Raw genomic sequence first — 1,411 nt, 5'->3', positions numbered from 1 at the left:
GCGCGCGGATTGCATCGGCCACGCTCTGGCCCTGTGAGATCAGCACATCCGCCTGCCGCAGCTTAGCAACAATCTCCTCGGGCTTCGGGTGCTTTGCCATCTTGTCCGTCCTCCAGGCTCAAAAGCCATACCAAAGAGCGGACCACTTCAAAGGGAGCTGACCAGCCGCCAACGGTACGGCCTTCAAATCCAGACGCTACGCCAAGGCGTTGCAACGGCTGCGCACCGCCCACAAACGCACCCGGCCCTACACCCCGAAGACCAACGGCAAGGCCGAGTGCTTCGTCCAAACCTCCCTGCGCGAATGGGCCTATGCCCGTACCTACGAAACGTCCGAGCAACGCGAAGATGAGCTCCCAGCCTTCCTCTTTCGCTACAATTGGCAACGTCCCCACAGCGGCATCAAACGCAAGACGCCCATCAGCCGACTCGTACTATCCGCGGACAACCTGTTGATACTCCACAGCTAGGTGACTTTGTTCGCGTTCCGTTTTTCGCATCACGACACGAGGATCGACGGCTAGGTCAGGCGTATCTAGAAAAAAAAAGAGAAACGCGACCTCGACCACTTCAAAGGCGGCCCGTGGACTGTGCTGCATCGACACGCGTTGATGACGATGGGGGTCTACGCCTTTCCCCAGTCCCGGAGCCTCGCAGCAGCGGGCCGAAAAAAAGATCTTTTGCCCACCGCCACAGCCCTCACTGCCGGCGATCAGGTAGAACATTCTGGATTACCTCGGCCGGCCGTCACCGCGGCGATGACCATACTATGAGGCAGCGCTCGAGAATCCACCTGGAGAGCAGTCTGCCACGTTGCATTATTTGTATTCCGACACCGTACGAAACCAATAATTTATTAATAATTATCAGCGGCAAAATGATAAAATTCTGGAAATCAAACACCTGAAGAGCTTTGCTCTATAAAATATAATTATGAGATTTTTTCCAATTTCACTGGTGGAATGAATGTACTTTTCGAAGATTTGCTCTTTATGATTTTGATCATAATTTGGAAATGTATGAAATCCCTTCTCTTGTGAAAAATTGAGCTATGATATACGAGACTTAACTTGAAGATTGGCGTAATGATGACAAACCTCCCAAATTAAAAATTAATACCTTCAATATTCTGAGGAAAGTCAAGCGGGCGCCCCCCGCAGTAGCACCTTCGGACCGATTGGCCGGCCGCTTCGTACGGTATAACGGATCCGTTCGGCATTCCACCTTGACCCTGCCGGGAGCCGGTGCCAGAACTCCGGCCCTCACAACAGGGTCAAGCGCCGCGATCAGGAAGGCGCACCCGTCAACCGGGGTGCTGTCACGATGCCGCGTTCGGACTTCCTGTTCACCAGCGAATCCGTCTCCGAGGGCCACCCCGACAAGGTGAGCGACCGGATCTCCGACACCGTGG

1 protein-coding gene and 2 pseudogenes are annotated in these 1,411 nt (G+C 54.1%); all 3 read left to right on the top strand.

Annotated elements, in window-relative coordinates; all coding sequences use genetic code 11:
* Positions 1 to 200: 200 nt before the first annotated feature.
* Positions 201 to 470 (top strand): annotated as a pseudogene (locus tag MKK64_RS26415) (integrase core domain-containing protein); the annotation flags it as partial.
* Positions 471 to 545: 75 nt separating this feature from the next.
* Positions 546 to 773, top strand: a pseudogene (locus MKK64_RS26410) (IS701 family transposase); the annotation flags it as partial.
* Positions 774 to 1,323: 550 nt separating this feature from the next.
* The coding region (locus MKK64_RS26405) for an S-adenosylmethionine synthetase N-terminal domain-containing protein (RefSeq protein WP_243938632.1) at positions 1,324 to 1,411 on the top strand (88 nt) is incomplete at its 3' end.

It is taken from the genome of Methylobacterium sp. E-025, from assembly GCF_022829705.1.
Lineage (GTDB): Bacteria > Pseudomonadota > Alphaproteobacteria > Rhizobiales > Beijerinckiaceae > Methylobacterium.
The sequence above is the reverse complement of the archived record's forward strand: the minus strand, read 5'-3'. Positions and strand labels throughout refer to the sequence as shown.